Below are 22,862 nucleotides of genomic sequence, written 5' to 3'. Positions count from 1 at the left end.
TGCTCGACGATCAGTACTCGACGCTGTCGCGCCGGGTCAGGCGAAGGACGGCCAGCGACAGCACGAGCGTGATCGCGAAGATGACCACTCCCATGGCGCAGGCATAGCCGGCCTTGCCGAATGTCAGGAAGTTGCGGATCAAGTAGGTCGCGAGGACCTCGCTGCGGTGATCGGGCCCCCCGCCGTAATTCGACCCCGGCGTGAGACTTGCCACCAGGGCAAAGGCGTCCATCGCGGCGATCGCCAGGTACACCCACGCTGTTTGCACGGAGTCCCACAACAGGGGGAGGGTGATCCGGAGGAAGACCTGCCCCCGACTCGCACCATCGAGAAGCGCGGCTTCAAAGATCTCTTTGGGTATCGACTGCATCGCGGCGGAGAAGAGCACCAGGTAGAAGCCGACTCCTTGCCATACCAGGATCGCGAGGATGCACCACAGCACCGCGTCGGGGGAGGCCAGCCATGGGAGCGGGTCGTCGGGATCGGTCAGGCCCAAGGCTCCCGTGATGCCGTTGAGCAGCCCTGCCGAGTCCGAGCGGTAGGTCGCTTGGAACATGATGACGAGGATGGCAACGGAGAGTACCTGCGGCAGGAAGAAGACAATGCGGTAAAGGGCGGAGCCGGCAACGCCTCGGACTCCTGCGGATCGCCGTCGCCCGCCGACGTTGAGCATGAAGGCAAAGAACAGGGCAAGCACGATGGTGACGACGGGCAGGACCACCAGCAGCTGTGCGTTGTGCCAGAGAGCGGCCAGGAAGACCTCGTCCTGGAACAGCGTGCTGTAGTTCTCCAAGCCGACGAACCGGCTCGGCGGCGCCACCCCGGACCAGTCTGTGAACGAGTAGCCGAAGGTCTCAAGATACGGCCACAGGACGAATGCTGCGTAGAGGCCCATAGGGCAGATAAGGAAGGCTGTGACGAACAGATCCTTCCGAAGGGCCTTTCTCAGCCTCATGCGGGTTGGCTCCTGACCGGGTACATGGGTGGGACGGGTTTCTGGTTGGTGGCAGTAAGGCTGTGCAGCTAAAGGGGCTGCAGGAACGGCTTCCCTGAGACGGGAGGGCGTGTGGTGTGAACCCTTGTGCCGGGCCTGGCAGGGACATCCTGGTGAGGCCCCGCTGGTGAGGCCCGGCCGGGGTGTTGGCGACTTGCGGGGAGAGGTCAGGCGCGGGTGAACTTCTGGACCGAGGAGTCAGCCTGGGTGTGGTCCGCAGCGCGCTGTGCCCGCTCGACGAACTCCTTGGGCTTGATACGGTCGCTCATCAACTCGCCCATGGCCGTTTCCAGTTCGGTCTGCATCTTGGAGTACCAGACGGGGTGCTTCCATGAAATGACGTCGTCGCCCGCGGCGCTGACCAGAGCACTTCCGGACCTTATGCCCGGCGCCATGGCGGCTGCGATTTCCGGAGTGATTGCACCCTTGACCACGGGCAGCGCCCCGGCATTCTTGGCGAAGGTGCTGCCTCCGTCCTTGGAGCACATGATGCGCAGCATCTCCAGGCCCCCGGCCTTGTTGACGGCTCTGGTCGGCACGACGAAGGCTTCTGCCGCGACGGCTCGGACGGCCGCGGCAGGCATCTTGTCGCCCGCTGCCGCAGGCATCGGCATGACCGCCATGTCGAAGCCGGTCGGTGCGGTGCCCTTCATTTCCTGCTCGAGCCAGGACCCGCAGGGGAGGAAAGCCGCTTTGCCCTGCGTCCAGGCGGTCTGCGCCTCCGTATGCGTCAGGCCCTCGGTTCCGGGAAGCATGAATCCTTCGGCCACCAGGGAGTGGATCCGCTCCACGGACTGCGTGACCGCGTCCTCCCGCCACGCGTTAGGGCGCAGGTTGTCGATCTTTTTCATGATGTCCTTGCCACCGGCTCGGGCGACCATGTCCATGAGGGCGACCATCATGTAGAACGGGAACTTGCCCTGATGCGCCCAAGGCGCTACGCCCGCCGCCTTGATCGTGGCGCACAGAGCTGTGAAGTCCTCCCACGTACGGGGCACGTTCCAGTTGTTCTTCCTGAACAGGCTGGGGGAGTACCAGATGCCGTACACGGTCAGCGCGTAGTTGAGGGAGAAGACTCCGTCGCCTATGCGTCCGGCCTCCGCCGTGCCGGGCAACAGAGTGTCTCGAACCTTCTTCGAGGGATCGTCGATGGAAGGCGCGTCCAACAGGGAGGAAAGGTCGGCGAGCTGACCATTGGCGTGAAGAACGTCCAGCTTCAACTTCTTGTCGCCCTCGTTGAAGATCAGGTCCGGGGGTGAGCCCGCGTTGAACCGGGGCTGCAGGTCGCCGGTGACGTCCTGGCCGCTACTGTGCGAGATCTCGGAACTGGGGAACCGCTCCTGGTACAGATTCTCGAACGCCTTGGCGAAATCGTCACCCAGGCCGCCCTTGAATACGTACACGTCGAGCGGGTCGTTCTTTCCGACCCCGAACGGATTGGTGGCGCTGGTTGCTCCGCCAGTTGCCGGGGCTGCAGCGCCGTTGCCGCCGGCGCAGGCGGCCAGCATGCTTGCTCCGGGGACGGCCAATGCGGTCATGGCCGAGGCGCGGAGCAGTGTCTGTCTGCGGGTCAGAGCCGAGTGAGCCGGGGAAGTCATGAGTCTCTCCTGTCTGGTGGGGGCATTGCGTCGACTGCCTTCGTGAGTCGACGAGGGATTACGCGTGTGGGACGGCGCCCGCTGTCTCGGCGGGTGTGTCCAGAGAGACGACGGTCCCTGAGGTACGGGCCTTCTCGGCGGCCCAGACCACCCGGTGACCTGCCAGACTGGTCCGGGCATCCGAGGTCAGTGCGCTGGTGTCACCGGTGGCGACCGCGTGCAGAAAAGCAGCCACGAGTGCGTCGTCGCCGCCTCCGTGCCCCTCGGCGGCAGAAGCGCCGGGGTGCGAGTCGGCGATGCGGTACTCCTCGGTCTCATCGGTGACGAAGTCGTGCAGGCTCACGACGGTGCCGTCCCCTTCCAGACAGCCACGCGTTCCGAAGATCCGGGTCTTTCGGTGGACGAGCGGAGTGAAAGCCGTCATCGTGAACGAGGCGGTGGCTCCACTGGGGAACTCCAGGCCAACCACTTGATGGTCGACCACATCGTTGTCGCACGCGTACACGCAACGGCCGTACGGGCTTTCGGCGAGTGCTGCCAGCACTCCCTCCCGCGTGGTGTCGCGGGTCACCATGGACAAAGGCCAGTACTCCCGAACCGGGTCACCGAGGCAACTCAGATAGATCTTCTTTGCGGAGTACGCGCAGGACTGCTCCACAGGGCACGTGACGCACAGATCCGTGGCCGATGCGGGCTTGCTGTCCGGGGTGAAGTGCCTCAGAGAGCCGAAGGAGGATACCTTTGCCGGCACCTCGTCCATCACCCACATCAGCCAGTCGAGGTCATGACAGGACTTGGTGAGCAGCATCGGCCCCGACTCGTCCTCGCGACGCCAGTTTCCGCGTACATACGAGTGAGCCTGGTGCCACCAGCCGACCGGCTCCAGGTGCTGGACGCTGACGATGGTGCCGATCCGTTCGGTGGCCAGCAGCTCTTTCAGTACCCGCGTGTAGGGCGTGTATCGAAGTACGTGCGCCACAGCGAACACGACTCCTGCGCGCTCCACGGCTTCGATGATTCGCTCGCAGTCGTCTTCGTCGAGCGCCATCGGCTTCTCCAGCAGTACCGCGTACCCCTGACGAGCCGCGAGAACAGCCTGCTCGGCGTGGCATGCGTCCGGAGAGGAGATGACCACCGCGTCCGCGAGACGACCAGCTCTCAACAGAGTGGCCGCATCGTCGAAGGACTGTTCCGCGAGCAGGCCGAACTCGGCTGCGAAGCTCGCCCGCGCTTCGGGGTTGGGATCGGCGACCGCCGTGATGCGTGCCCCCTGATCCGCGGCCCGCCTGGCGTAGCCGAGCCCGCGCACTCCTGCCCCGATTACCACCAGACTGATGGAGTGAGGACTGTTGGCCGGTTTCATCGTTGATGCTTCTCCCGCCTGTTTGATAATTTATTACCGCACATAAGTAACTGGGGGAAGTAAATGACCAAGTCGCCCCCGCGTCAAGAGGAGCAGCTCGCCGTGACCGAATCGTTTCCAGCACCTGCGCGCGACCAGACGCTCCTGCGCCGGGCGAACGAGCTATCCGTACTGGCTGTACTCCGAGACGGGCCCCCACGCTCCTTGCGTGAGGTGTCACACGCCACAGGCTTGTCCTGGCGCACGACCCAAGTGGTGGCCGAGGGCCTCAGCGCTCATGGCTGGCTTGCCGAAACTGAAGCGGCGGTCGAGTCCACCGGCAGGAAAGCCGTAGGGCGCCCGGCGCGCAGGTTCCGCTTCGCGGCCGAGGCCGGACACGTTGTCGGGCTCGACGTGGGCGTTCATCGCGTTCAGGCATTCATTGCCGACCTCACCGCCGAGATCGTGAGTACAAGCAGCGTCGTGGTCTCGCCGGACGATCCGGCACCCACCCGGCTTGACGCGGCTCAGAACGCGCTTGACGCCGCGCTTGCGGACGCTGCACTCACTCCGTGCGACGTATGGGCTGCGGCCATCGGCACCAGCGGAATCGTCGGTCCCAACGGCACGGTCACCGCTTCTGACCTCCTGCCCGGCTGGACCGGCCTCGATCCCGGGAAGTGGCTCAGCAGCCAGTTGAACTGCGGGGTGGAGGTGGCCAACGATGCCAACTTGGCGGCGCTAGGAGAACGCTGGCGAGGCCATCGAGCCGACACGATGATCCACGTCCTTGTCGGCACCCGGCTTGGCGCCGGACTAGTTGTCGACGGTCGGCTCCACCGCGGCGCGGCCGGAGCCGCCGGCGAGATCGGCGCTTTGCGTGGTGCGGGCTGGCCCGACGCGGCAGAACGCCTAGCCCTCACGGACATCGGGGAAGGCGCGGGAGAAGACAGCGACGTTCAGGCGCGCCGCGTGTTCGCGGCGGCGCGGGCCGGGCACGGCGCCGCACTCGCCGCGATCGACCGCTTCGCCGCCGACATCGCTCATGGGATCGCCGCCATGGTGCTCACTGTTGACCCTGAACTCGTAGTGGTGGGAGGAGGCTTCTCCCACGCCGCTGATCTGCTTCTGCCCCGGATCGAGGCTGAGCTGACCACTACGTGTCCGCACCCTCCCCAGCTCGAAGCCTCCGAGCTGGGTGACGATGTCGTCACCCTCGGGGCACTGCGGTTGGCTTTGGACACCGTCGATCGGCGCATGACGGAACTGGACAGTGCCGCGCCCCTCGTCCCCGCAGCCATCCGAGGGCGATGAGCCAAGCCGTCAAGCGCGCTGCCTCCATCGTGGCGAACTGGAGCGAGAAGGATTCACCTCGCCGCCCCTCTTGACGGTCCGCATACTCAGCCCTTTACTTCCCTCAGTTAGTTATCTGAGGTGAAAAATCATGCGGGCTGAGCGGGCGCTCACAGCCCTGCCTGGTCATCCCCGTCTGTTCTCCCTCAGCAGCCGGCCGGCAGATAGGCCGGACAGCCTGCCTTCACAGGAGGAACTCAGTGCCACGTTTCCACCGGATGGCGGCGACCCTAGCCGCCATCGTCCTTACAGCAGCGGGCGCAGCCATGCCCCGCCCCGCGGTGGCCGTCAACACCGCCTCTTCCCCCGAACCCAGCTACACCCTCACCGTGGGGTCCAAGGGCCCGAACGGCTTCGTCTCCGACTCGCCGTCCACTCCTTACATCGACAAGGACGGCACCTTCTACGCCCAGCAGGCCGCCGCCCACTACGGGCCGACAGCTCCCCGGCACTGGCGCTTCAACTCCGGAAGAGACTTCGACAACGCCCCGCCCTCGGCCACTCTCAACGCCGCCAACAACGACACCACCGCCCTGTGCAACAACAGCCCCACCGGGCGGATCTCCACGAGCGCCCCCTCCACCACGTACTACTCGCAGCCCAACTACTGCGATCTGATCGGCACGTGGGTCGACCCCGACACCGGCGACTGGATCGGTCTGGTCCACAACGAATTCACCCCCAAGCCCTTCGGCGACGGGATGCACTACGACTCCATCGACTACGCCACCTCGACCGACCAGGGCCTCACGTGGACCATCGTCGGCCACGCGCTCACCTCGCCCTACAGCACGAAGCGCGGCGACACCGCGGCATTCCCGCACGAAACCTACTACTACGGCGACGGTGACCAGCGCCTCTTCGTCGACACCGCCTCGGGCTACTTCTACGCCTTCTACGCCTCCAGCATCATCGACAAGCCCGGCTGCCAGGGAGCGATCCACCGCCTGGAGCACGTCGCCCGAGCCCCCATCTCCAAGAAGATGGCGACCGGCAGCTGGCAGAAGTGGCACAACGGTGCCTGGACACAGCCCGGCGTAGGCGGCCAGGAGAGCAACATCGTCGACGTCACAGCGGAGAACCCGAACGGCTACACCCCTGTCGCCGACGACTACAAGCCTTCCAACCCCGGCTGCGTGAGTCAGCAGCTGGCCGAAGGCACACTGCCGCCACAGTCCCCGCTGCTGTACATGAACGTCTCCTACAGCGCGCACCTCGGGCTGTACATCGCCGGCGCGAACCCCTTCAACCCCAACGGTTCCGCGCACGCGGAGCCATTCTTCGTGACGGACAACCTGGCCACCCAGAAGTGGCGGAAGGTCGCTGACACGGGCTCTGTCCTCTATAAGGACTACTGGTACCACTGGTTCGTCGACAGCGGGAACCGCAGCAGTAGCACCATCGTCGGCAGGACATTCCGAAACTACTGCGACTACGGGTGCCCCTCCGGAGGTGCTGAGTACCGCGACATCACACTCGACTCTTCCGCACCTGCCACGTCGCCGGTCGATACGTCGCGAACCTACCGGATCGCGAACGTGTCGGGCCGTACCCTGAGTCAGGTCACCGGCACCTCGGCAACCACCTCATCGGCGTCGCCCACCGGTTCCGATCTGGAGGCGTGGGCCTTCCGGCCCAACGGCGACGGCTCGTACCTCATCACCAACGCCGCCACCGGCAAGGCCCTTGGTGTCCCTTCCACCACCAATGCGACCCGAGCCTGGGGGACCAAGCCACAAGGTCTCGAAGCGGACCCGTCCGACGTCGGCCAGCAGTGGTTCTTCCTCAAGAACACCGACCGCAACAACAACCCACTGGGGTCCTACCGCCTCGTCAACCGCTACAGCCACCTGGTGCTGGGGCTGTCTGCCCAACCAACGCGCCTGGCTGAGACCACTCCGCCGCGCAACTGGCCCAACCTCAACACCAGTGCAGTCGGAGGAACACGCACCGAGCTTGAGCAAGCTCTCAAATTCACTGCCGTCGGCACAGCCACGCCCTTCAACCCGACGCCGTACAACACCGCTCTGAACAAGCCAGCCACCGCCCAAAGCACCGAGGGCTCCAACATCCCGGGCCGAGCCGTCGACAGCGACCCCACCAACAACAGCTATTGGGGCGCCACCCCCAAGCCTCAGTGGTGGCAGGTCGACCTCCAGGGCACGTACGACCTTGAGAGCATCGTCGTCACCAACTACGTCGACGGCACCCGCTCCTACCAGTACGACGTCCAGGCCAGCACGGACGCTGTCAACTGGACGACCATCGCCTCCAAGACCAGCACTGCCAAGGCAGACAGTGCTGGTGACACCCACCCAGTCGACACCACCGCGCGCTACCTGCGCGTCAACATGACCGGAAACTCCGCAAACCCCGGCGTACACATCACCGACTTCAAGGCCATCGGAACGTCCGCGCAGTAGAGACCCCGATCCACCCGAGGACCTCACAAGCCCCTTCCGGTCAAGCGGCCTGGCCGCCGCCTGGCTCATCCAATCGCCTCGGCGGGCGGGTCGTGCATAGCACGACCCGCCTCATCGTATGGTCCAGGCCGCACCCTTGTGCGCCCGACGCGTCGGTCTAGTCAGCGTCAGGTGCACTTTCTGGGTGGGCCGGCCGGGAGAGCAGATCTCTGCATTCGCTGACGCGCTACGATCAACTTCGCGCATCCACCGGACGTACGGCCCCGTGCACCTCGGGCCTTCGAGGTCAGGTGGACGGAGGGTCTGCTGCACCGTCTGACCTGCCAAGAGCAGCGCTCTTGCGTGATCGGCTGAGGTGGAGTGGGGGTGCCGTAGTCGCATTTCTACCGATCGTATGTACCCACAGGTTGATCGAGGCTTCCGTCTCGAAGCCGTTGCGTTGCATGAGCGCGGACGAAGCCTTGTTGCGCGCTTCGACGTCGGTAATGACGGCCGTCGCTCCCAGCTCTGCGAGCTGGTCGCGGCAGGTCGTTACGAGGCGGTCGGCTACTCCTTGGCCTCGGGTGGTGGTACTGACGGCGATCCATTCCAGGTAGCCCCAGTCGGTCCGCTGCTCGAAGGTCATGGAGCCAAGAACGAAGCCGCAGACCTCATTGCCCCTCAGAGCGACGAAGCATGCAGGATGGAGCGCCTCGACGTGTGTGGCCACCGCGGACAGGGACCATCCCGTGTATGGCTTGACGGCGGTGTCGAACGCGCGATGCCCCAGGCCGAGCACATCAGGGAGGTGCTGGATGGTCATCGGCGTAATGGCGACGTCTAGCGCGCCGGATGGGTTCGTCACACTGTTGCTCCTCGCCTTACGAGATGTACGCACGAGCGCACGTCGTGCCAACGACGGGATCATCCGGCATCGCAACATGGCAGTACAGAAGCCGCGCCCGGCCGTATGGGCGACTCACGCTTGCGCCGAGACGCGTGAAGAATCTTCAACTACAAGAGACAAAGCACCCGTGCGGGCCAGCGTGGACTGGCGGAGCCTGCCGGCATGCCCGTCACACGTCGAACGGCTGGCCAGCCGTGGCTTGACAGAGTGCCGGCCGCGTTGTGGGTACCGTCCACAGGTCGCACCCCGCGTTGAGCCCCGCGGAGTCACCAGAACTGCACCTGCTGGCCAGTGGCCAGAGTGCCGAGGACAACCAATGGACTGCATGCACTGAGCGGTGTCGATAGGCAGGGGTGCCCGACAGGTAGCCTCGCCGCGGTTCTGCGGGAAAGTCCCGGCAGTCGGCAGCCCGATGACCTGAAGGTCTCGTTGCGTCATCGTCGGTCATGTCTGTCCGATCATCAAGTCCATAGCGAACCCCGATTACGCATTCGACGGGAGCCGCTCCACTGCAACGAGTGCAGCGTCGTCGCCGAGACGGCCTCCCACGTACGCTTGCAGGTCGGCATGCAGATGGCTGAGCAGCGTCGGCGGATCGTCCCTGGCCCAGGCCGTAAGCCGCTCCATCAGAGGGTAGAAGGCGCGCGAGCGGTCGCGGGCTTCAACAACACCATCCGTATAGAGCAGGAGCACGTCGCCGACGTTGAAGGGAAAGGTCTCCACCGTCACGTTGGGGGAGAAGACGTCCGCAAGTCCCAATGGGGGGCTTGCGTCGGCCGTGTCGAGGGGGATCACGCGACCATTGCTCAGGAGCAGTGGTGGCGGATGCCCGCAGTTCGCAAACCGTACTACCGGCGAATGGTCGGGGATGTCGAGTACCAACGCAGTGACGAAAACTTCCTCGGCTTCCCCTTCTGTCTCAGTTTTCTCCTCCGCTGCGGTGGCGCTCGCCTCGGCCGAGTGGACTCCGGCTTCTAGTTGTCGGATCAGTTCTGGCAATTCCGGCGCGTGGGGCGCCGTGACTCGGAAAGCACCAAGGACGAGCGACGCCTCGCTGATCGCGTCGAGTCCCTTGCCTCTCGCGTCGCCGATCAGCAATCGGGTCCCGGACGCCGTTCGGGCTGCCGCGTAAAGGTCGCCTCCCATCTGCGCCTCCTCCTGGGCCGCGAGGTAGATGGATGCGATGTGCAGTGGGCCCGCCCGCTGGGGAAGCGGGCGCAGGACGACGCTCTGGGCGGCGTGGGCGATGGAGCGCAGCCGCGCCACCCTGTTCTCGTCGCGCTCGCGCAGATAGGCGAAGAAAGTCACGATGATCGAGATCAGGATCAGCGCGATGATCTGGTATGTGTGATTCAGGTCTGTGAGGCTCGTCCGTACCAACGCCACTACTGCCTGGGCCAGCACAGCGACCGCACCCACGAATGCTGTAATGCGCGGCCCCGCGAATGATGCCGTCACGGCGGGCGCGGCGATCAGGAAAGGTCCTAGGTGAACCTCGGGCGGCGACAGGATGTCCACTACAGTCACCGTCACGATCAGGGCGAAGGGAGCGGTGAGCAGCAGCCGTCCACCGCGCCGCATAAGGCAGGGAACGACTGCTCGCTGACGGGGATCCATGTGAAAGGAATACCTCAGGTGATCGGGCATGTCCTGTTGCCAGGCTTGCCCAGGCTCTCATTGACGTGACCGAGCTCCTCTACGGCGGGAGCATCGATCGAGACACCTGAACCAACCTGATATCCTTTTGGTTCCGTGATGCCTTCAGCTTCGTGCCGGAGAACACCGACGCCGACGACGCGTGCCGCCTCGCCGGACGCGGAGCTCCCTGCGACAGCCACACCCAGCGCATCGGCATCGCGCAGCTGGCGCGGCGGTCTTTCGGCGGCAACGACAACGTCGGCCTCCACTACATTAAGGCAGCCACCGTTCTGGTGCGGATACTCGCTGCGAACACGGCATTCAACGGCTTCCCGCCGTTGCCCTCGATTCTTATCCAGCATCGCTATCTGCCGCGCCAGCTGCACAACCGCGGATATCGGCTCGCCTTCTCCAACGGCCTGGTGTCGCTGGCCTACTGCTGTGGAGTTACAAGGCGAACGTCTCGAGCCTGATCCACTCCTATATCCCGGGCGTCTTCATTTCGTTCACGCTCTCCCGGAGCGGGATGGTCCGGCACTGGAACCGCGAACTGCGTACCGACCGGCCCGTGTGGTCACCGTCTTGTCCCGGTGCCCGTTGCGGTAGACGGTGCGAGTGGAGGCCCGCTCGTTCCTTTCCGCTCCGATCTGCGCGGTGGCCTCGGCCTCGATCAGCTCCTACAACAACCGCTCGGCGACTTCGCCTACGAGTTCAAGAACATCTGCCGAACGCAGTGACTCCAGCAGGCGAGTAAGGTCAGGCTGGGACAAGGTCACGGTGTACCCCTTTGGGTCGAACTGGCCGTTCACCAGCGACAGTTACACGGTGGCCGCCCTCGTTTGTCGGAGGGCAGTTTGAGATGTCTCTGATCAACTTTTCGGGATGACCGTGCGTGATTCGGTTCACGGTGTGAGCAGGATGCGGCGCCGCAGGAGATTGAAGTTGGCCCGTCCATCCCTTGTCGTTTGAGGTATTTAGACCGTGTCCTATGTGGTGAGTCGGGCGAGTCGTTTGTAGCAGCAGAGGGCGGCGGCGAGGCCGAGAAGGCCAGGTAGTTGCGGGGGTGGCGTTCGTATCGGTGGTTGAGTCTGCGGTATCCGGTCAGCCAGGACATCGTGCGTTCGATGACCCATCTGCGGTGTCCTAACCGTTCGCTGGACTCGACTCCCTTGCGGGCGATGCGCACGCCGATGTGCTTGCCCCAGAGCCATTTTCGCAGGTGGTGGACGTCATATGCCTTGTCCGCGTGGAGGCGCTGGGGCTTGAAGTACCGGCCACGGTGGGGGTCGTGTCTCGTTTGGTGACCCTCGATCATGGGCTTCAGCGCGAGGCCGTCATGGGTGTTCGCCGCGGAGAGGCCGACGAGGAGGGGCAGTCCGTTCGCGTCCGACAGGACGTGCATCTTGGAACCCGGCTTGCCCCGGTCCACGGGGCTCGGACCTGTGAGTTCGCCCCCTTTTTAGCCCTGACGTGGGCGGAGTCGAGGACGGCCCGGGAGACATCCAGCAGGCCGGCGTCGTCCAGGCGGTGCAGGATCTCCTCGTGGAGCCGGCCCCAGACACCAGCTCTGGACCAGATCAGGAACCTGCGGTGGGCCGTCGACTTCGATATCCCGAAGCACGGCGGCAGTGCCCGCCAGGCGCATCCGCTGACCAGCACGTAGATGATCGCCGCAAACAGCGTCTCATCAGGCGTGTCCTGCGTCCCGCCACCCTGCGGCCGCACCTTCGACGGAGGGATCAGCGGCTCCGCGATCTCCCACAGCCCGTCCGGAACAATCCAACTCCACGTACCCCGCCCCATACGCAACTCAACGAGCCAACCCCACATAGGACACGGTCTTAACCCGGCTCACGTGACCCTCGACCATGCCGCTGGAGTAAGGCAGAGTGAGGCGAGCAATGATGGCGTCGAAGTCCCTGCGGAAGTTGCGGGCGAAGCCGCGCAAGGGTGGCAGGTCACTGCCCTCGGCCGCCTTGACCCAGCGTGGCAGGAGGTGTCCGTGAAGTTCGCCATCATCTGAGCGGAGTCCTGGATGTGCCTACGCAGATCGCCGAGTTCAGCGGGTCAGGATCCGCTTGGGGCGGAGCTGTTGACCGGAACTGAGGTTGTCGGGGTGGCGGGTGAGCCACCCAGTGACCTGACGGACGGTGGGTGTCTTGGACCCTTTCGGCGTTGGGGCTTCTGCTGAGCGAAGCGGTTCGAGCCAGCGCCGGATACTGCGGTTGCTGCCACGGAAGCCGCGTTCCTGGATCTCGCGGAAGAGCCTGCTGCTGTCGGTGCACCCTTCCTGCCCGCGCATATTGAGGCACTCGGCCCATGCCTGCAGTGGCGAGTGGCGCCGCGGCGGCGGAGAGAGGACCTCCTCGACGGTGGCCGCGTGCGCGTCCTTGCTGACCGTCTTGCGGTCAATGTGTAGCGTCTCGGCGATCACCTGGATCGCGGCGCCCTTGTCGTAAGATGCGGAAGCGGTCTGCGGGCCGGACCGCATGCGAAGCGGCCGTGCGGATCGCCTCCGCGTACGCGCTCGCGCGGTTCCTGCACACGATCTCAGCCCCGGGATGCAGCTCGATCCAGGCGGTGAAAGTCTCGGCAGTGCGATCCGCCAGAACATCGACGACGCGGCTGGTCTCGATGTCGATAAGCACAGTGCAGTAGATGTGACCGCGCTGGAGAGCGAAGTCGTCAACACTCAGCACGCGCGGGCTCCGCTCCGGCGGCTCGGCGGGCAGTCTCCGCACACGGTTGAGCAGGGCGTTCGGGCTGACTGCGCAGTGCAGCATGGCTGCGATTTTAGCGCCGGCTCGTCCGGTCAGGAAGCGCCCGATCGCTATCAGCATCGCCTGCTTCAGCTGGCTGCGTCGGCCGTGCCGGAAGGTGAGCCCATCGACCTGCTCGACGAAGGTCTTGCGTGGACACGCTGTGAGTCCGTGCCGCAGCCTGAACACTGTCTGCAACTGGCGGCAGCCGAGGCGGTGATTCGGATACTCGTTCCCTCGGCTCGTATGTCCTCTATCGCGACACCCGCCAGATGCGGCAGTAGGGCTTCGGCGATGCGATCTCCCAACATGCATGATCAACATGGGAGTTGGGGGTTGGTTACGCACGGTCATCCCGAAAGATTGACCAGAGCCGAATGAACTGGCCGCTGTCAATCGTTTTCAGGGAGCACTCACTCGCAGCCGACGCACATGACAGCTCAAAGCAGGCGCACACCCCGCCAAGATCAGCTACACCACTCCACGGGACGCCATCACACAGGACTCCTTGGCGACTTCCGGCATCGGCCTGCCCGTCTCGATCACGACGCGTACTGCACCCTCACGAAATCAGGTGTGTGTTCGCTGCTGGGATTCGACCCGGGACGGTTCGGCCGGGGACCGAGAGGTCACGGTGCTGCGCAGCCCGCCGCTCCCGGCTGGCAAGAGTGAACGACCTTGAGTTCTGGAAACAAACGCATGCGCAACCGTAGACGTCCGCTGCGTTCACTGTTTGGATGCACGTTAATGCTCAAAGGAGTCAGTAATGAGCAACTTCACGCAAGGGTCTGGGAGGTGTCATGGGGTACAGAAGTAGGAAGTACGGTGCGTTGTGCCTGGCTGCGGCCGCGCTGGCGATGACGTTCGGTTTGCCGGGCACAGCATCCGGCGACGACGGGGTGGCACAGGCGGCATTTGGTCAACGGGCGGGCGAGGGCTCGGCATCGAGCCCCTGGCGAATGGCCGCCGATGAGCCCAGCAACGACTACGACGCACATGCCTACGTGGGCAATGGCTACCTCTCACAGCGGATCCCGGCCAAGGGTATGGGCTACTACGCCAGCGGTGGTCCGACCGGGCATCCGTTGTGGACGCCCCGATACGACGGAGCACACGCGGCCGGGCTGTTCGCCAAGCAGGGCAGGAATGAGTTCCTGGCTGCGCTGCCGACCTGGTCAACTCTGGACTTCGCCACCACCGCAGAAGGCGATGACAGTTACGCGGCCGCACCCAACAGCACACTCGAGTCCTACCGGCAGGAACTCGATGTACGGCGCGGTCTGGTCACCACCACCGCATCCTGGCGCTCGGCCTCAGGCCGTACGACAGACCTCACCTATGAGGTGCTCGCGGACCGCGAGCGCGCACATGTGGGGGCTGTGCGGCTGACCCTCACCCCGCGCTGGTCGGGCACGGCCTCGGTGACGGACCTGCTGGACGGTGCCGGCGCACGGCGGCTGACCGGGACCGGTACCGGATTCGATGCCGGCACTTCCACCTCGCGGGTGTCCTTCGCGACAGTGGGCAACGGAATCGACGGCACGATCGCCTCCACTCTGACCCACTCCGGGTCGGTCGAACCCGCCGCGTCAAAGGCGGTCGAGGCAAGCGGACTAACTGCCGGCCAGCGGCTGTCCTTCCCGGTGAAGGCAGGGGAGACCTACGAGTTCACCAAGTTCGTCGGCCTCGACACGGAGCAGACCAGCGAGGACCCCGAGGCGGCCGCGCTGGCCGCCGCGACCGGCGCAGCCGGGGACGGCTGGACGAAGATACTCGACGAGCACACCGACGCCTGGGCCGAGCTGTGGCGCACGGAGATCAAGGTGCCGGGCCAGGACCGTATGCAGAGTTGGATCAACGGCAGCTTCTACTCGTTGCTGTCCAGCGTGCGAGAGGGCCAGTCGTGGTCACTGGGGCCGGCGGGACTGAGCAGCGACACGTATGCGGGTCAGGTCTACTGGGACGCTGACACCTGGATGTTCCCGGCGCTGCTTGCTACTCATCCCGAACTCGCCAAGTCGGTCGTCGACTACCGCTACCGCACCCTGGAGCAGGCGAAGAGGAACGCGACGGGCGGTAACTTCAAGGGCGCGCTGTATCCGTGGACCTCGGCGCTCACGGGCGACTGCACCGGCGTTGGGCCCTGTTACAACACTCAGGCTCACCTGCAGAGTGACATCGCGCTGTCCCAGTGGCAGTACTTCCAGGCCACTGGTGACAAGGAGTGGCTGAAGTCCACCGGCTGGCCGGTCATCGAGGCACTGGCCCAGTTCTGGGCGTCGCGGGTCACCGCGAACGCCGACGGCTCGTACAGCGTGAGGAAGGTGGCGGGCGCCGACGAGTACTCGCACGGCGACGACAATGTCTCGACCAACGCGGGGGCGGCCACCACCCTGCGACTCGCGACCGAGGCCGCCGCGATCGTTGGCTCCGCAGCCCCCGGCCAGTGGGCGGCCATCGCCGACAAGCTGAGGATTCCGTTCGACGCCGCGACGGGCACGCACCCCGAGTACGACGGGTACGCCGGTCAGAAGGTCAAGCAAGCGGACACCGTCCTGATGCAGCACCCGTACAACTGGCCGATGCCCAAGGACGTTGCACGCAACGACCTGAACTACTACGCGGCACGCACCGACCCCGAGGGTCCGGCGATGACGGACTCCGTCCATATGATCGCCGCTGCGGCAATCGGCGACCCTGGTTGCGTGGACTACACCTACCTGCTCCGATCGGTCCAGCCGTTCATCCGCGAGCCTTTCGCACAGTTCTCCGAGTCGCGCGGTGACAAGGCTGGAGACAACGCGGGCGCTCCGGCGTTCACCTTCCTCACCGGGGCAGGTGGCTTCCTCCAGACGTTCCCGTACGGACTGGCCGGACTCCGCTGGAAGACTGACGGCTTGGAGTTGAACCCGACCCTGCCCCCGCAACTTTCCGACGGCGTCACGCTCGAGCGCCTGAAGTGGCAGGGGCGCGAACTGTCCATTTTCGTCGGGCCGAAGACCACCACCGTGAGGCTTCTCAGCGGACCGTCGGGGACGATTGAAACGCCGTCCGGGAAGGTGCGGCTGACCGACAGCGCTCCTGTGCGGATCGACACCGGGCGCCCCGATCTGGAGCCGACCGGCAATGCGGCGCGATGCGCGCCGGCGACGGCCGACTCCTCCGAAAGCAGCTACTACCCGGCGGCCGCCGTGGACGGGAACAGCAGCACCGCTTGGGCCTCAGAGAAGCCGGATGCCGAGCTGAGCGTCGACCTGCGTCGTTCCCAGAGGGTCGCGGGTGCATCGGTGTCCCGGTCGGGCAACGGTTCCTTCGGCTACGAGGTGCAGACGTCCAAGGACGCGAAGACGTGGACGACCAGGGAGACCGTCGCCCCGAGGGCCGGTGGCACCGACCACATACGCTTCCCCGCTGTCCAGGCCCGCTACGTACGGCTGCACTTCACCGCGGGCGACGACGCAGGGGACAAGCCCCGCATCGCCGAGTTCGCGGTCGCCGGTGGCCGGTACGCGGCCGTCGTGGAGGCGGCGACGACGGCGGAGTTCGCCGAAGCCGGTGAGCCCACCACGGTCGTCACTAAGTACACCAACCTTGGTTCGTCCCCGGCCAGGGACGTCGCGCTCGCGCTGAAGGCCCCGGAGGCGTGGAAGCCCACCCCGCAGAGCGACCGCACCTTTGGGCAGGTCGCACCGGGCCAGACGGTCGAGGTCGCATGGCAGGTCACCACACCGGCCGGCACTCCCTCGGGCGAGGTGAACTTCACCGCCACCGCCACCCGTGAGACGGGCACGGAGACCATTACCGACCGGGCGGGCGTAGTTCTGGCCGTCGTCGACCCATGCACTTCGGGCGAGACGTGCGAGGCGGAGAAGACGAGGCTCGTCGGCAAGGCTGGAGTGAACACCAACCATAAGGGCTACACGGGCACCGGATTCGTCGACCGGCTCAACAGCACCGGCGCCGGGATCACCGCTCACCTGAAGGCGCCCACCGCGGGCACCTACACGCTCGAGGTCCGGTACGCGAATTCCGTCGGCGGTTCCAAGCCGCCTTACGAGGCGAAGACCCGCACCATGACCTTGGACCTGACAGAGGGCTCCCCGGCCCGGGTGTCGTTCCCGGTGACAGCGAACTGGGACACCTGGGGAGCCGTCAGGGTCACCGTCGAGCTGAAGAAGGGCATCACCCCGATGACCCTGATATGCACGGCACAGGACGACTGCGCCGTCAACGTCGACTCGCTGGCACTGAGCGGCTCGTAAGGGTAGCCAAGGGACGCTGCGTCCCCCGTCTTCCGCCCAGGAGGGGGGATACACCGGGCAGGTGTGTGCCAGCCGTTGGATCCTGGCACCGTCCGAGAGGTACTGGCCGCCGGGAACGGAAACAGGGAGGGCCCAGAACTCCGCGAGTGAGTTTTGGGCCCTCCCTGAGCACTCCGGCACCGATGCGTGAACTCCACGGACTTCGCGGCGACCGCACGGTCGTCAATCGCGACGTCCGCCAGCTCAAGCAGGGCATCGAGACCCCCCTCCACCACCGGCACTGGCCAAACCGCAACAGGCACTGCGCTGGGTCATGACGCACCCAGCCGGCTCCGGCCACACGAGGTCCTCGGTCTCAAAGCGGTCCGGGCCGACGGGCGAGCCGACCTGATCTCCCTCGGTCGCTCCTTCCTGACCAACCCCGACCTGGTCGTCCGACTGCGCATCGGCACACCGCTCAATCCGGTGCGGGCCAGGGCCTGATGTACACCGGCGGCGCGACCGGCTACACCGACTACCCTGTGCTGGCCGAGATGCCGGAACCGGCGTCCGTCTGGCATGGAGGCTGCGCAGACACGCAGATCACAGAGTCCACAATCAAATACTTTGTACTTTGCGCGGTTTGTCAGCCCTACTGTGTCAGCGTGAGAGTCATCGAAAAACTGTGCAGGACCCGTGACACTGTCCGCCTGCCCCAACGGGTTCGCCTCCTTCAAGCTCCACCACGGACAATGCGACGCTGCCTTGCGCCGTGTCGTCCACCACGAGCCGCGGGTCCTTCGAACCGGGTGAGATCGGCCGCCGCTGCCCGGCCTTGACCCGCGCGGAGTTGACCACAGTGTCGTAGAGCTCGGTCCGCAGATTGGGGATGTCGTCCTCGTCCCGGGCCCTCAGCCCGATCTTGCTGCCCTTTTGCATGCGAGCTTCCTACCCGGCTTGGCTCGCTTACGGCGGAGTTGACGCACGGTGGCGGCGTCAGCAGTCGTTGGGCGAGACGTTCGAAAACCGGTGGCGCGCCCCGTTGTGCGTCATTATCCGGCTCGTCGGGCCCGTCGGCCGCACCGTTGCTACCGAGCCGTTCCCGTCGTCCACCAGGGGCTGACGGCAATTCTCGCGGCCAACGGGCGCGGCGACGGCCGGGCTTCTACCAGGTCACCCCGTCCCTCCCGGGCACTTCGGCGGCACCCGCGCCCGCCGTACCCCAGCGCCCAGTCCGAAAGTGTTGCCCGCCCCGCGCGGGCGTAGGACTGCACCCATCACCGGGGCGCGCTGGGCTTCACCGACCTGACGGGCGACGGGCCTGCCCAAGATGACGCGACCGCGGAGGACGGCGGCACCGCTGAGGATGACGAAGAAGACATGGAGTCGGTGCTGGCAGACATCAAGGCCCAACCGGGCAACGTCAGCTTTAACTCACTGCTGGACGAGATCTCCAAGCTCAAGCAAGGCCGCGCCGTCGGCTTCCCGGAAAGGCGTTCACCGGGATCGGCGTACCGTTGATCAACGCCTGGCTGGACGAGAGCGTCGGCGCCCTCGCCCAGCCACCTTTGGTGCTTCGCCCCAGAGGCGCGGCACGTCCTGCTCGCCGCCCTGCTGTTCCAGCGACAGCGCGATTTGCGTGCCTGGCCTTGTAGTCCTCATGGCCGAAGGCCGGTGACCGCCCGCCAGACGGCCCCCGCGGTTGCAGTTGCCGGCCTGATCGGCAGGTTGGGGAATCGTGCAGCGGATTCCCTGCCGACGCAGATCCGCACGGTTCGCGCGCGATGAATATGCATCGTCGCAACGAACCCGCAACGGGCGAACCCGTGGCCTGCCCAGACCGAGGCGAGGAACCCGTGGCTTCCCATACGGCTGTTACGGCTGTGAACTGCGGGCTGTCTCCCTGCTGCCCCGCTGTGACCAGCAGCGATAACGGCTTCTGCCCTTGTCCGCAGGCCAGGTGAATCTTCGTGGTCCAACCGCCGCGGGAACGACCCCGGCTGTGATCATTAGTTTCCGCCTGGCGGCCGCCCGGCGGTTCCTTCTGATTCTGGCCGTCGCGCCGGGCATCGGCAGCGTGCTGATGGGCCCGACAGATCGTGGAGCCGACGTTCACGTCCCAAGTGATCAACCCGGCGCGTCCGGTGTGGGTGAGCTGGCCGGAATCCCGACTCGCGCCGGGCGGCAGCGGCACGCACTCTGGACCAGGAGTCGAACCACAGCCTCGGGAGTCCCACGATGCCAATCGTGCCCTGGACCGCGACACCGGCCGCGAGCGACGATATGGATTCGTCGATTTCCCCGCAGGTACTGGTCCTCGCCGCCCGACTGCAACTGCACCGAGTCCGGGACACGCCCCGCTTCATCAGTGCGGCACAAGCGGTCCGCCGCCAGGTACTGGCATCTGAAGGAGCACTTGGCGTCTCCCTGCGCGCAGCCCCGCTCGCGAAGACCTTCTGGACTCTGTCCGCGTGGCGTGACCGTACGAGCCTGGACGCTTTCGTCGAAACCCAGCCACACGAAAACCACCATGCGGCGCTATCACTCTCTGATGCACCACCCGGTCTTCGTCACCTGGGCGGTGCCATTCGACGCACTGCCGTCCCCCTGGCCGGAGGCGTTGCGTAGTACCGCGGCGCCTGACGGCTGAGGGGCAGAGCCAGCCGTTGCGGCGGAGGCCCTGGTGGATGACGGCGCAGGCCAGCGTATCCGCCTACCGCAGGGAGCGATTTCTGGGCCGCCCACTGCTCTACCGGCCGATGGGCCGACGAATCCGGTTTGATCCTCTCCCGCCTCGGCGACGGTTACTACCCGCACCTGATCGCCGGGGTCGTGAGATGATCCTGTACGTCGCCGTCCTCAACCGGTCGGTCTGGCGCCGACGTTGGCCAAGTCCATGTCAGGCAAGTGACGGTCTTGAAGTTGGTGGCGTCCACGAAACGATCTGTGCGGCGTACCCCACGTGGAGCGGGGTACGCCGCCGCTAGCTCAGTGTGCCGAGGGTGGCACGGGGAGACCCTTGCCACCGTCGAGCTGGAGCAGGGTCATGATGACGATGGAGTCCGTCCAGCCGAGCGGGACTACGGAGGAAGGGTCGCCGGCGCCGTTCACCATTTCCGGCAGTTCGCCGAGGACGTTTCGCTTGGAGAACACCCAGTCGAGCACGGAGCGTGCTTTATCGTCCTCCCCGAGACCCGCCCATGCGAGGGCAAAGAACGAGGTGCTAGGTGTCCAGGTTGACGCACCCCAGTTGTGCTTCGGGTCGTTGCCGGGGACAACACCTCCGTTCGGGCGCAGCAGAGCCGCGTAGGTGGAGTCGAGAGCGGAAGGCAGATCAGCGGGTGCGATGTTGAAGGGCGGCGCCATGAAGGCCGCTGCGCTGTCCCTGCCGTGGAGACCATCCACGGTGCGCTGATAGCCCAGCGGTGCGAAATGCTTGCCGATCGCCGCAGAAAGCTTCTGTGCGGCCTGCGACCAGCGTGCGGCGTCATCATCGTGGCCAAGGCGTCGGGCGATATCCGAGGCGGCGTTGAGACCGCTGAGCAGCGGGGCAGCTGTTCCGATGTTCGCGGTGTCTGTTCCGAGCTCCCAGTAGTCCGGCGCGGCAGGCGGCAGTCCCTCTGCCGTAAGCGAAGCGGCGGCGTAGTCTGCCGCCTTCTCGACCATTGGGTACAGCTTTGCGGCGTCCTCGTCGCGGGTCTTGCGTGGCGCAGTCTGGTACCACTGCCAGGCTGACCAGGGAACCCAGCCGTTCCCGTCAAGTTGCCACGCACGCTTGTCCGGCGGCCCAGATCCGTCCAGCTTGGTGCGTGCCTCCCAGGTGCCGTCGGGGCGTTGGGTGGATGCGTTGTAGGTCAGGATGCGGTACGCCTCGTCGGCGTGTCCGGTGTGCGCGAAAGTGGCAGCCACGAAACTTGAGTCGCGCGGCCAGGAGTACTTCCAGATGGAGTACCACGCGGCGGCTGAAGCGCCGTTGGGCTGTACGAGCGCTCTCATGGACAGCAGGGCTCGGGTGGCAACATCGCGCTCGGTTCCCTTCTTCCCGGGCACCTTGCCCTTGTCGAGCCAGGCGCGCGACTCCTTGATTTGTTCAAGGGCGCCAGGGTCATTTGCGGGGACCGTCACCGGCTCGGTGGCTCCGGCAGGAAGGTATCTCCAGCGCCCGCTGGGAAGTTGCAACACGTTGCTGCCGTCGATGTAGGACGCACCATACGCTTGCACGGGGGTGATGGCGGCGGTGGTCGTCCCGTTGTAGTACAGACCGGCGGTGGAGGCGGCCAGCACGGAGGCGGGTACACCGCGGTAGCACATGTCCGGGTCGCCACAACCCTCGGTGTCAGTCGGGTCGATGAAGAAGGCGGGCCGGAGCGCTGACGCGCGCCAGCCACCCAAGGCTGCGAGGTCGTAGTTCCAGCTCGTGAGCGAGCCCTCGACCGGTGACGTTGTTCCGTACCAGGCGATCGGCTTGGTCTCCGTCGTGCTCGCCTGAGCGAAGAGGTAGTAGGTCGTGCCGGGGACGACATCGACGCCGAGCGGGAAGTCGAGCCATCCCGCACCGCCGCCGCCAAGCTTCGCGATGTCCAGTGTGCTCGTAGCGATTGCGGTGGCGGAATCCTGGCGCACGGTTCGTATCTGCACCGTTACTGTGCCGGTGACGGCGCCACTCGACAGGTAGAGCGACGCCTTCTCCACCCTGCCGTCGCTGGTGACGAACGCCTGTGCCGCACCATTGTTCGGGCCCTTGATACCGAACAGCGCCGTTTCGTGGCGAGGCTGACCGTCGTAGGCGGTCGGCTCGTTCTCGGTCGCGGCACTGCTGACCAGAGTCGTCGACGAGACGAGGCCCAACACCACAGATAGGAGCAGCATCCAACGGATCAGCTGCCAGCCAGGACGAGCTCTCGCCGAGGCGAGAACAGAAGCGCTTTGCACGATCAACCTCCGAAATTCTTCCCGACGCGCGCCGGCGTCGCGGGGACGCGGCAGCTCGAGAGATGGGGAACGACGGGCTGGCGTGGGCTCAGCCCCTTGTCGTCCGTGCGACTCGCAACGGGCCGCTCCGGTTCGTTCCATGTGGCGCCCAGGTCACGACGGCCCCATCGTCACAACCTGCATTAGAGCCTTGGTGCGTAAGGAGCGGCTGAGAGTGGCGGTGCGCGAAGACCTGCGGTAGTCCGCGCTGCCGCTGGGGCGGGTTTTCGGGCGCGGAAATGTGGCGCATGTCGTCGCGAGCCCGTTCGCCGTGCCTGCCGTTACAAGCAGGGGAGGCCCACCGTGAGCACGCCTGGGATTGCCAGGAACACGACGGAGAATTGGACTACACCACTGGCTTGAGGATGGATGTATCCCAGTGGGGGCGTCAAGACTCAGGACGGATTGATAGCCGAATCTTCGGCCTTTTCGATGGTTCACGGCGCCGGTAACTGGCGGGCCACGGTCTGGAGCCACCCCACTCGTTGCGAGGTCAGGATCCTCTCTGTCGGCGACGGCACCCCCTGACTCGGCCCGGCTGCGAACTGCCTCTGCCGGATGGCCGCAGCCTTCCGGATTGATGCGGCGCACCTCGGGGCGGCGGTGCGAAGTTCGGAGCAGAGTCCGGCGGTGCGCCCGATGAGCAAGCAGGAGGCT

At 65.7% G+C, this 22,862-nt stretch carries 13 protein-coding genes and 5 pseudogenes; 6 read left to right on the top strand and 12 right to left on the bottom strand.

What is annotated here, in order from left to right; translation table 11 throughout:
• Positions 1 to 10: 10 nt before the first annotated feature.
• The 3 genes from ACWGO0_RS15710 to ACWGO0_RS15700 all read right to left on the bottom strand — a co-directional run bounded on the left by ACWGO0_RS15710 (position 11) and on the right by ACWGO0_RS15700 (position 3,919).
• Positions 11 to 955 carry a carbohydrate ABC transporter permease gene (locus tag ACWGO0_RS15710; protein ID WP_453533982.1) on the bottom strand — a complete coding sequence of 315 codons (945 nt, stop codon included), beginning with the start codon at positions 953 to 955 and terminating at the stop codon, positions 11 to 13.
• A gap of 206 nt (positions 956 to 1,161) precedes the next feature.
• Positions 1,162 to 2,592, bottom strand: coding sequence for an N-acetylglucosamine/diacetylchitobiose ABC transporter substrate-binding protein (gene ngcE / locus ACWGO0_RS15705; RefSeq protein WP_453533979.1), 1,431 nt, complete (start codon positions 2,590 to 2,592; stop codon positions 1,162 to 1,164).
• A gap of 58 nt (positions 2,593 to 2,650) precedes the next feature.
• Positions 2,651 to 3,919 (bottom strand): Gfo/Idh/MocA family protein, encoded by a 1,269-nt coding sequence (locus ACWGO0_RS15700; RefSeq protein WP_453533976.1) that lies wholly within the window; start codon positions 3,917 to 3,919, stop codon positions 2,651 to 2,653.
• A 267-nt stretch (positions 3,920 to 4,186) separates the two neighbouring features.
• On the opposite strand from ACWGO0_RS15700, the gene ACWGO0_RS15695 reads away from it, so the two are divergent.
• Both ACWGO0_RS15695 and ACWGO0_RS15690 read left to right on the top strand, forming a co-directional pair.
• Positions 4,187 to 5,248, top strand: a complete 1,062-nt coding sequence (locus tag ACWGO0_RS15695; RefSeq protein WP_453533973.1) for an ROK family protein — start codon at positions 4,187 to 4,189, stop codon at positions 5,246 to 5,248.
• A 239-nt stretch (positions 5,249 to 5,487) separates the two neighbouring features.
• Positions 5,488 to 7,710, top strand: a complete 2,223-nt coding sequence (locus tag ACWGO0_RS15690) for a galactose-binding domain-containing protein (protein ID WP_453533970.1) — start codon at positions 5,488 to 5,490, stop codon at positions 7,708 to 7,710.
• A gap of 286 nt (positions 7,711 to 7,996) precedes the next feature.
• Here the strand turns inward: ACWGO0_RS15690 and ACWGO0_RS15685 are convergent, their stop codons facing one another.
• Both ACWGO0_RS15685 and ACWGO0_RS15680 read right to left on the bottom strand, forming a co-directional pair.
• A complete protein-coding gene (locus tag ACWGO0_RS15685; protein WP_453533967.1) occupies positions 7,997 to 8,554 on the bottom strand; it encodes a GNAT family N-acetyltransferase in 558 nt (185 codons plus the stop codon).
• Between the two features lie 525 nt (positions 8,555 to 9,079).
• Entirely contained in the window at positions 9,080 to 10,213 is a 1,134-nt protein-coding gene (locus ACWGO0_RS15680) for a PP2C family protein-serine/threonine phosphatase (protein WP_453533964.1), read from the bottom strand.
• Positions 10,214 to 10,383: 170 nt separating this feature from the next.
• Between ACWGO0_RS15680 and ACWGO0_RS15675 the strand changes: the two are divergent.
• Positions 10,384 to 10,796, top strand: a pseudogene (locus ACWGO0_RS15675) (DNA-binding protein); the annotation flags it as partial.
• Here the strand turns inward: ACWGO0_RS15675 and ACWGO0_RS15670 are convergent.
• The 5 genes and pseudogenes from ACWGO0_RS15670 to ACWGO0_RS15650 form a co-directional block, all read right to left on the bottom strand.
• A pseudogene (locus ACWGO0_RS15670) lies at positions 10,795 to 11,010 on the bottom strand (transposase); the annotation flags it as partial. The pseudogenes ACWGO0_RS15675 and ACWGO0_RS15670 sit on opposite strands and share 2 nt — an antisense overlap.
• Before the next feature lie 210 nt (positions 11,011 to 11,220).
• Positions 11,221 to 12,037: pseudogene (locus ACWGO0_RS15665) on the bottom strand (IS5 family transposase).
• A gap of 7 nt (positions 12,038 to 12,044) precedes the next feature.
• On the bottom strand, positions 12,045 to 12,227 hold the full coding sequence (locus ACWGO0_RS15660; protein WP_453534108.1) for a transposase: 183 nt from the start codon (positions 12,225 to 12,227) through the stop codon (positions 12,045 to 12,047).
• Positions 12,228 to 12,293: 66 nt separating this feature from the next.
• A complete protein-coding gene (locus tag ACWGO0_RS15655; RefSeq protein WP_453533961.1) occupies positions 12,294 to 12,668 on the bottom strand; it encodes a hypothetical protein in 375 nt (124 codons plus the stop codon).
• Positions 12,643 to 13,182 (bottom strand): transposase, encoded by a 540-nt coding sequence (locus tag ACWGO0_RS15650; protein WP_453534105.1) that lies wholly within the window; start codon positions 13,180 to 13,182, stop codon positions 12,643 to 12,645. Before ACWGO0_RS15650 ends, ACWGO0_RS15655 begins: the two co-directional genes overlap by 26 nt.
• 770 nt (positions 13,183 to 13,952) lie before the next feature.
• Between ACWGO0_RS15650 and ACWGO0_RS15645 the strand changes: the two genes are divergently transcribed.
• Both ACWGO0_RS15645 and ACWGO0_RS15640 read left to right on the top strand, forming a co-directional pair.
• A complete protein-coding gene (locus ACWGO0_RS15645; protein WP_453533958.1) occupies positions 13,953 to 17,255 on the top strand; it encodes a discoidin domain-containing protein in 3,303 nt (1,100 codons plus the stop codon).
• A 381-nt stretch (positions 17,256 to 17,636) separates the two neighbouring features.
• Positions 17,637 to 17,785 (top strand): annotated as a pseudogene (locus tag ACWGO0_RS15640) (alkene reductase); the annotation flags it as partial.
• A 163-nt stretch (positions 17,786 to 17,948) separates the two neighbouring features.
• On the opposite strand, the pseudogene ACWGO0_RS15635 reads toward ACWGO0_RS15640, so the two are convergent.
• Positions 17,949 to 18,173, bottom strand: a pseudogene (locus tag ACWGO0_RS15635) (GNAT family N-acetyltransferase); the annotation flags it as partial.
• A 441-nt stretch (positions 18,174 to 18,614) separates the two neighbouring features.
• Here ACWGO0_RS15635 and ACWGO0_RS15630 point away from each other — a divergent pair.
• Positions 18,615 to 18,755: a hypothetical protein gene (locus tag ACWGO0_RS15630; RefSeq protein ID WP_453533955.1), complete on the top strand. Its 141-nt coding sequence runs from the start codon at positions 18,615 to 18,617 to the stop codon at positions 18,753 to 18,755.
• 1,467 nt (positions 18,756 to 20,222) lie between these two features.
• On the opposite strand, the gene ACWGO0_RS15625 is transcribed toward ACWGO0_RS15630, so the two are convergent.
• The gene (locus tag ACWGO0_RS15625; RefSeq protein ID WP_453533952.1) at positions 20,223 to 22,172 is read right to left on the bottom strand and encodes a hypothetical protein; all 1,950 of its coding nucleotides are present in this window, start codon (positions 22,170 to 22,172) and stop codon (positions 20,223 to 20,225) included.
• Between the last annotated feature and the right edge of the window lie 690 nt (positions 22,173 to 22,862).

The sequence above is a fragment of the Streptomyces sp. NPDC055749 genome (assembly GCF_053617235.1).
The sequence above is the reverse complement of the archived record's forward strand: the minus strand, read 5'-3'. Positions and strand labels throughout refer to the sequence as shown.

Excerpts from the sequence above, each read along its gene's own strand:
- ACWGO0_RS15710 (WP_453533982.1), bottom strand. The coding sequence starts at position 955 with ATGAGGCTGAGAAAGGCCCTTCGGAAGGATCTGTTCGTCACAGCCTTC.
- ngcE (WP_453533979.1), bottom strand. The coding sequence starts at position 2,592 with ATGACTTCCCCGGCTCACTCGGCTCTGACCCGCAGACAGACACTGCTC.
- ACWGO0_RS15680 (WP_453533964.1), bottom strand. The coding sequence starts at position 10,213 with ATGGATCCCCGTCAGCGAGCAGTCGTTCCCTGCCTTATGCGGCGCGGT.
- ACWGO0_RS15645 (WP_453533958.1), top strand. The coding sequence starts at position 13,953 with ATGGCCGCCGATGAGCCCAGCAACGACTACGACGCACATGCCTACGTG.
- ACWGO0_RS15630 (WP_453533955.1), top strand. The coding sequence starts at position 18,615 with ATGGAGTCGGTGCTGGCAGACATCAAGGCCCAACCGGGCAACGTCAGC.